Below are 8,238 nucleotides of genomic sequence, written 5' to 3' on the forward strand. Positions count from 1 at the left end.
ACTTCTTGTCCGGCGAGAAAATATACTGCATCTCTTTGCTTGCATATCTTTCTGAAAGTGGGCTCTGATATCTGTCGTTTGTCATCGTTTTTTCTCCTTATTTTGAATTATATTTAAATAATTTATATCTTCTACTCAAAGGCAAGGGATACATCTCTGCCCGGCACTTTCATCGGATAATTGCCTGTAAAACAGGCATCACAGTAACTTAAATCCCCAACCATATCTTTCAACTTCTCAACTTCCATATATCCAAGAGAATCGGCTCCGATCATCTCCCGAATCTGTTCTGTCGTATGTGAATGTGCAATGAGCTGATCATCTGACGGAACATCTGTACCGAAATAACATGGATGCAAAAACGGCGGCGAGCTGATTCTTACATGCACTTCTTTTGCCCCTGCTTTCTTCAACATCTTAATAATATTCGCACTTGTTGTTCCGCGAACAATCGAATCATCTACCATAACAATTCTCTTGCCTTTTACAACTTCTTCAATTACATTCAGCTTAATCTTTACACTACTCTCTCTCTGGCTCTGTTTCGGCTTAATAAATGTTCTTCCGACATAGCTGTTCTTATGAAATGCCATTCCATAAGGGATTCCTGACTGTTCAGAATAGCCTTTTGCAGCCACCAGACCGGAATCCGGCACACCAACAACCAGATCTGCCTCTACCGGATAGGACTCTGCCAGTGCCTTTCCGGCAAGGATACGTGCATGATAAACATTCACATTATCGATCGTACTGTCCATACGCGCGAAATAAATATATTCAAAAATACATCTTGCCTGCTTCTCAGGCGAAATTGCCATAGACTTATCAGAAGTAATACCATTCTTCGTAATTGTTACGATCTCTCCCGGCTCCACATCACGTACAAACTCTGCATCTACAGCAGCAATTGCACAACTCTCTGATGCAAGAAAATATGTATTGTCTCTCTTACCGATACACAGTGGTTTCAATCCAAATGGATCTCTCGCTCCGATCAGTTTACGCGGTGAACTCACGACCAGCGCATAGGCACCTTTGATCTTCTTCATCGCATTTTTTACTGCATCTTCTGCGCAGGAAACATTCAATCTTTCACGCGCAATATGATAAGCGATCACTTCCGAATCAATCGTTGTCTGGAAAATAGCTCCGGTATACTCCAGTTCTCTTCTCAGCTCGATCGCATTCGTTAGATTACCGTTATGCGCAATTACCAGTGTACCTTTGACATATTTCAGTACAAGCGGCATCGCATTCTCTGCTCTCGTTCCTCCGGCTGTTGAATACCTGACATGTCCAACGCCCAGATTACCGTGCAGTGTCTGTAACGCTTCTTCATCAAACACTTCATTTACAAGTCCCAGTCCCTTTTTTGAATGCACTTTGCGTTCACCATATGTATCTGTCACAGCAATACCGCAGCTTTCCTGTCCTCTGTGCTGCAACGCAAAAAGCCCATAATATACAGATGGGGCAACATCGCCTCCGTCCATATCATAGGCTCCAAACACTCCGCATTCCTCGCTCAAACCTGTTGTCATTTTTTCCAATTCACCCATGAATGCAAGACTCCTTATTCGTTTTCAATTTACTCCATTACTCGATTAGTATAATACAAGGTCTGCCGAAAATCAATACATTTAATTTTCGGCAAACTTTCCTAAGAACTCTTTCATACGCTCGTTGTCCGAACCAAACACTTCTTCCGGCGTTCCCTGGAGTGCGATCACACCGCCGTCCATAAATATGATATGGTTGGATACATTCTTTGCAAAATTCATCTCATGTGTAACAATCACCATCGTCATATGCTCTGCCGCAAGGTCTTTGATAACTTTTAATATCTCACCTGTCAGCTCTGGATCAAGTGCTGATGTAGGTTCATCAAAGAAAAGAATTACTGGCTTTAGTGCAAGAGCTCTGGCTATTGCGACCCTTTGTGCCTGCCCTCCTGATAGTTGATGAGGGTATGCGTCTTTTCTACTTTCAAGACCTAGCTTTTGTAATAGTTCCATTGCCTCTTTTTCTGCTATATCTTTAGGTATTTTTTTAACTCTTATAGGTGCTTGAGTTATATTTTTTAATACATTAAAATGTGGAAATAAGTTAAAGTTTTGAAATACAAGTCCTGTTTTTAATCTTATCTCGTTTAATACATCATTACGTGCATATTCTACTTTGCCATTATGTGTAGATACCATAACTTCTCCATCTACAGTAATTTTCCCGGAATCTATAGTTTCTAATCTATTTATACATCTAAGTAATGTAGATTTACCAGAACCAGAAGATCCTATTATAGAAACTATTTCTCCATGGTTTACTTCCATAGATATATCTTTTAGAACTTGTAAGTCTCCAAAGTTCTTCTCTAAATTTTCAACTGATAAAATTTTCATTTTTAGCCTCCTATTCATAGTAATCTAATTTCTTTTCTAAGTAGAAACAGAATCTTTCAACTACAGTATTCATAATTAGATAAAAAATACCAGCTACTATTAATGGTACTGTAGAAAATTGAGATGACATTGTAGCCCCTGCAAGTTTGAATATTTCTGCAACACCGATTACCTGAGCCAAAGCAGTATCTTTTACCAATGTCATAAGTTCATTACTCATAGGTGGTATTATTCTTTTTACAACTTGAGGTAAAATTATCTTAAAGAATGTTTCACTTTTTCCAAAGCCTAATACTGTTGCTGCCTCATATTGACCAACAGGTATAGATTCTATACCACTTCTATATATTTCAGCAATATAAGCACTATAATTTAATGTAAATGCCAGTATTGCTGCCCAAAATCTCGGTAAAGTTGTACCGAATATATAGTATGGTGCAAAATAGAAAAACATCAATTGAAGTATAAGAGGTGTTCCTCTCATAATAAGTAAAAATACTTGTATAGGTATTCTTATAATAGCGAATTTTGACATTCTACCAAAAGCTACAAACATGCCAAGTATTGATGAGAATATTATTGTTAAAAAGAATATTTCTAAAGTAACAATTGAACTTGGCAACATATTTTTGACTAAATTAATTATGCTTTCAAAATCCAATTTAATCCCCCCTGTCTAAAATTTATAAAGTCTTATATCTTAAAAAAGGCGCCAATTTTAAAGTCTTAGACTTATAAATTTGACACCTTTTAAAATATACTTTAGTCTGAAATTTTAAATTAACTATTTATCTTTACCGATTGTAGTTAAATCTTCACCAAACCATTTTTTACTTATTTTTGCTAATGTACCGTCTTTTTGCATTTCTTTTAAAGTATCTTCAACTTTTTTACATAAAGCGTTGTCGCCTTTTCTAAAACCAACACCCATTTCTTCGTCTAATATAGTAGTGTCTTCTATAATGCTGTATTTTCCTGGGTCTTTTGTCATATAGTAACGAGCAACTACTGTATCCATAGCAACTGCATCAGAACCGCCAACTTCTAAGTCCATTAATGCTTTTACATTGTCTTCAACACCTATAAATTCTTTAAAAGAATCTTTTAAATTAGTATCTTTGTCTATAGTAGCATATGCAGTTGATCCGCTTTGTGCTGCTACTACCTTACCTTTTAAATCAGCCTCAGTTTTTATTCCTGAATCAGCTAATACTACAAATATTTGTGGATTTGACATATAAGGTTCTGTAAAAGTTAGTACTTTTTCTCTTTCAGGAGTTATTCCAAAACCATTCCATATACAGTCTATATTTTTAGATGATAATTCTTGTTCTTTACTTTCCCAGCTTACAGGTTGGAATTTTGCTTTGATGCCCATTCTCTTACATGTTTCTTTAGCTAAATCGACATCAAATCCCACAATCTTATTGTCTTTATCTCTATAACCCATTGGAGGGAAAGAATCATCTAATCCTACAATTAATTCCCCTTTGTCCATTACATACTGTAGTGAATCATCATTTGAAGAACTGCTAGAATCTGACGATGAACATCCGCCTAAAAGTGTACTAAACCCCATCACAAGAGCTAATGCTATAGCTGATAATTTTTTCATAATACTACCCCCTATGAATATATTAAATTTTAAAAATTACTGCTTGAAGGAATAGTAACACATTCTGACTGTTAAGTCAATATTTTCCAGTTACATTTCGAACTATATTGTAGTTTTAAATTTAAAGATTCGTTTTTAAACTATATACAACAAATTTCTCTTTATCATCATTTTTATATAGGTCTTTTAAAATGATTTCTTTTTCTAATATAAATGGTGTTCTATATTCTAAAAATTGAATATAATCATCACTTGGATAATAAATTATTAGATCCATATCCCTAGGATTTTCTTCATAAGATATTAATATATTTTCAATTACTTTCATAAAGATTTGGACTGAAAATGGATTGAAGAAATAAAACTTGTTGTCATTTTTTTCAATTGTGTAATTTTGAGATAAATTACAGTAAAAGTTTATTTTATCTTCCATTTTTTTATGATATTGAATATATTTTGATTTATTTAGTAGAGATTCGTTATAATATATTTCATTCATTTCAACTCCAGTTGTATAACATTTGAAAAAGTGATTAATATAAAATACAATTCTTCCCTTTCCAGAGCCAAAGTCTACTATATGATCATCTTCTTCTAAATTGTATTCGTTAAATAGTGTGTCTAGTGCTTCATATAATGTTGGTTGGTATGGGTGATTGTGTGGCGAAGTCTTGTTCCAGTTTTCGTTTCCTGCTGTGTTTATATTTAATAATTTTTCATAGTAATTTTCGTTCATATTTTTTCTTCCTTATTTTATTTTTTATATGTTTATATTAACATATTTTTGTTTTTTCTTGAATTTTTTGTTGATTTTTATTTGTTAATATAATTATTATTTCCTACTCGGAATTATTATTCATTATTAAATATTTTATAATTTAAAGTATTAATATTATTAAAATATTTATTTTTTGCATAAAAAAAGACTTCTGCTTTGATAATTACTATCTCTACAGAAGTTTATTTCACTACCAATTTATCTCAAGCCCTACATGAGCATCTTTTATATTTAAATACTTAAACATTTCTGCCTTAACATAAAATTTTGTACAATGACATGGATAAAGTTCTTTTATATTGTTTGCTTTAAAATAATCTATTGTTTTATAAAGTTGATTATTTATTTCTTGAAGATGAGTCCCTCCTATTATCCCAAGCACATTATCTTTTTTTGAAACTTTTTTAGCATATTCGATTATATTGCAAATTCCGCTGTGTGAGCATCCAGTAATTATATATATTCCATCACTTGTGTCGTATAATAAAGCCGAATCGTCCATAATATAGTCATCTTTATACTCACCATCTATTTCAATTTCGCCCATTAGCTTTCTATTTTCAAAATCCACAGTATATGGAATTTGTCCTAAGTAAGTTATATTTTTGCTTACTTTAACAGGTTTATCACTAAAATTTACATTTGCAAGTTTTATTATTTCATCTTTTCTATATGGTGCTCCCATATTTGTATTTCCCTTTTTCTTTTTATTAAAAGATAGTGGGTGACAAATTATATTTATTTTATCATCTCTACTTTCTATAAAATCCCTAAGGCCTCCAGCGTGATCATAATGACCATGTGACAATACAACTGTGTCTATATCATCTAAATTTATATCCAGATTTTTTGCATTTTCCATAAATAATCCTGATGCACCAGTATCAAGTAAAAATTTCTTATCCTCATCTTCTATATAATAAGACGCTCCACCTTCACCTTTCAAATTTCTCCCGTTTATTGTGCAATTATCTATTAGTACAACTAATCTCATGATAAATCCCCCCTTTAGCTTTCTTGTAAAGCTATCATTTCTTCTATTAAATAATCGTTTATATAGTGAATCAAAGGTAAGAATACTCGATTTAAATAAAATTGTATTCTCTCATTCACCTTGCATCTTCCTAAGTGGAAATTAAATGCCTCACCGTTTAAACTTTTATTTCTATCTGTCATAACTACTAAGTAGTCGTACATTGCCTTTATATGATCATTTTTATTTATAGGTATTATGACACTTTTATAGCCACAATCTTCTTCTATAAATGATTTTTGCCAGTCTATACTTGAATATTTGATCTTTGAATCTATGTAATCTTTTATTATTTTATTATCATCTATAAATTCCCTAAATTTTATTAAATAGACATTATTGTCGTCTGTAATTGAATTTAACATATCGCTGCTAACTCTTCTAAATTCAAAACTTATCTTTCTTAAATCTTCCATATTCACTTCAAATCCATCCCACAATAAGCACAGTATAATATTGTCTCTTCGTCAGATAATACTTTTTCCTTTGAAGAGCATATATGACATTTATATTCAACTTCTTTTAACTTTTTATCTTTTAATCTATCTACATTCACATTTTTAAGTTTTTTATTGTCCATCTTTATCTTATAAATAGGCTTGTCCTTTTCTATTTGTTTTTCCATACTTGAAAAACTCATATCTAAAGATTTGCTGCTATTTAATCTTGGAGTATGGTTTATATTATAGCTAGACATACCTAAAATATCCCCTTGTTGCGATTTTAAAGGCTTTTTGTTTATTGTATCGCATAATTTATCATTATTTTTCGTTTTATTGTATTTTTCGTCATTTGAACTCGACTCATTTTTGTCACTTTGAATATCATAATTTTCTTTTCCTACTTTTGTAGCCTTTGATTTAATCTCCCTTGTATAAAAAGTTTTTATCTCCTTTGTTAGGCCACAGTATGGGCAAAAAAGTTCATTATATATTCCTCTTTCTTGAAGATCATATGATGATACTTTAAATTCAATTTTGCAATATGGGCATACAAGTATTATATATCCTTCGTCATCTCCTAATATCTTTATATTTTTGTTAAATATTTTCATAAGACCCCTCCAATAATCTCTATACTTTATTATAGCATTTTATGTCATTAATAATGGGATTTGTATTACTTATGATATTCTATTATTTTAAATAAAAATTAAAGATGTAACTTAAACAAAATTAAGCTACATCTTTAACTACACTTTTATAATACATCTATACGTTGAAAGGTAACCTGTTCTATAACTCCCCAACTTCCTTTTTATTTAGTGGATAATCATATTTCTTAAGTAATTTTTTAATTTTCATGCTCATCTAGTTGTTTTTTATTTATTTTTATATTTAATATCTCTAAATCTAATATGCTCCACTTAAATTCTTCATGAAGGATATTAAATTTGGAATTATCATACATATAGCTATATATATAATCTAACATTTTAATATCCTGTTCTGAAACATTTTGGTTTTTACTTAAATCTGATAATCTATATATGGATTTTTTAAAATTCTCTATTAGATTATAACACTGGTCTTCTGTTAAATTATCATTCTCCATATTATCTTTTATTCTTTTTAAATCTTCAATTACATATTGGGCTTCAACCATTATATAACTCTCCCTACCCTCATAGCTTTGTATATTCCCTCTACAAATAGCTTCTTCTATAAATTCTAAATCATTTAAAATATCAATCATATCATGCATTCTTTGATTTATTTCATTACAATTAATATTATCATTATTATACTTTTTATCTATTTTGGCCCAACTTAAAAACTTTTCTGATTCAGACCATGAACTATCTATATCTATCTCACTTATCGATGTATTTACATATTTATTAATCTCCTCTATACTTCTCTGGTCTTTTAACTCACTTATAAATAAATTATATCTATTACCATAATCAGATATAGTTTTATATGCTAATATAATTGCTATATATGGCTTATTAGAATTTATTAGGTCCTCCTTGCATGACTTAATCATGTACTGGTCTATATCTTTATTTGATTTATCTGGATAAATGATGTCATCTTTTTGCAATCTTTTTACCAAAGTTTTTATATACATCCTATTTCGACTGACTATTCCAGGAAGTGAAGTGTTGGGTTTAATAAGCTGTACTGCATTACGTAATTCAATATTTCCGCTTGATAATTCACATGTGATATATTCTGAAATATTATTAAAATGTTCTTTAATTTTACTGGATTTAACATTGTCATATATATATTTTATATTATCATATACACTTTTTTCATTATTAAAATTTATTGGATTGCTAGATATAATATCTATCAAACGTTCTTCTTGTGTCCTAAATTCAAAAAAATCTTCAGGAGTATTGATACATATATATACATTATTTATAAACTCAATTATTTTTATAGATTTTTCATCAATATCATAC

General features: G+C 30.7%; 9 protein-coding genes. All 9 read right to left on the bottom strand.

The window, feature by feature from the left end:
- Positions 1–131: 131 nt before the first annotated feature.
- Entirely contained in the window at positions 132–1,559 is a 1,428-nt protein-coding gene (gene purF / locus RDX53_RS13250) for an amidophosphoribosyltransferase (RefSeq protein ID WP_021860722.1), read from the bottom strand.
- Positions 1,560–1,640: 81 nt separating this feature from the next.
- Positions 1,641–2,393, bottom strand: coding sequence for an amino acid ABC transporter ATP-binding protein (locus tag RDX53_RS13255; RefSeq protein ID WP_369124305.1), 753 nt, complete (start codon positions 2,391–2,393; stop codon positions 1,641–1,643).
- 16 nt (positions 2,394–2,409) lie between these two features.
- A complete protein-coding gene (locus tag RDX53_RS13260) occupies positions 2,410–3,060 on the bottom strand; it encodes an amino acid ABC transporter permease (protein WP_330593245.1) in 651 nt (216 codons plus the stop codon).
- A 123-nt stretch (positions 3,061–3,183) separates the two neighbouring features.
- Positions 3,184–4,014, bottom strand: a complete 831-nt coding sequence (locus tag RDX53_RS13265) for an amino acid ABC transporter substrate-binding protein (protein ID WP_295574605.1) — start codon at positions 4,012–4,014, stop codon at positions 3,184–3,186.
- A 121-nt stretch (positions 4,015–4,135) separates the two neighbouring features.
- Positions 4,136–4,750, bottom strand: coding sequence for an SAM-dependent methyltransferase (locus tag RDX53_RS13270; RefSeq protein ID WP_195931802.1), 615 nt, complete (start codon positions 4,748–4,750; stop codon positions 4,136–4,138).
- A gap of 232 nt (positions 4,751–4,982) precedes the next feature.
- Positions 4,983–5,786: an MBL fold metallo-hydrolase gene (locus tag RDX53_RS13275; RefSeq protein WP_307994318.1), complete on the bottom strand. Its 804-nt coding sequence runs from the start codon at positions 5,784–5,786 to the stop codon at positions 4,983–4,985.
- A 14-nt stretch (positions 5,787–5,800) separates the two neighbouring features.
- Positions 5,801–6,241 (bottom strand): hypothetical protein, encoded by a 441-nt coding sequence (locus RDX53_RS13280; protein WP_307994319.1) that lies wholly within the window; start codon positions 6,239–6,241, stop codon positions 5,801–5,803.
- A 2-nt stretch (positions 6,242–6,243) separates the two neighbouring features.
- On the bottom strand, positions 6,244–6,879 hold the full coding sequence (locus tag RDX53_RS13285; protein ID WP_307994320.1) for a hypothetical protein: 636 nt from the start codon (positions 6,877–6,879) through the stop codon (positions 6,244–6,246).
- A gap of 239 nt (positions 6,880–7,118) precedes the next feature.
- The coding region (locus RDX53_RS13290) for a hypothetical protein (RefSeq protein ID WP_307994321.1) at positions 7,119–8,238 on the bottom strand (1,120 nt) is incomplete at its 5' end.

Source organism: uncultured Intestinibacter sp., assembly GCF_902468165.1.
Lineage (GTDB): Bacteria > Bacillota > Clostridia > Peptostreptococcales > Peptostreptococcaceae > Intestinibacter.

Bases quoted from the DNA above. Each gene is read 5' to 3' on its own strand.
- purF (WP_021860722.1), bottom strand. From the start codon at position 1,559: ATGGGTGAATTGGAAAAAATGACAACAGGTTTGAGCGAGGAATGCGGA.
- RDX53_RS13265 (WP_295574605.1), bottom strand. From the start codon at position 4,014: ATGAAAAAATTATCAGCTATAGCATTAGCTCTTGTGATGGGGTTTAGT.
- RDX53_RS13270 (WP_195931802.1), bottom strand. From the start codon at position 4,750: ATGAACGAAAATTACTATGAAAAATTATTAAATATAAACACAGCAGGA.
- RDX53_RS13275 (WP_307994318.1), bottom strand. From the start codon at position 5,786: ATGAGATTAGTTGTACTAATAGATAATTGCACAATAAACGGGAGAAAT.
- RDX53_RS13280 (WP_307994319.1), bottom strand. From the start codon at position 6,241: ATGGAAGATTTAAGAAAGATAAGTTTTGAATTTAGAAGAGTTAGCAGC.
- RDX53_RS13285 (WP_307994320.1), bottom strand. From the start codon at position 6,879: ATGAAAATATTTAACAAAAATATAAAGATATTAGGAGATGACGAAGGA.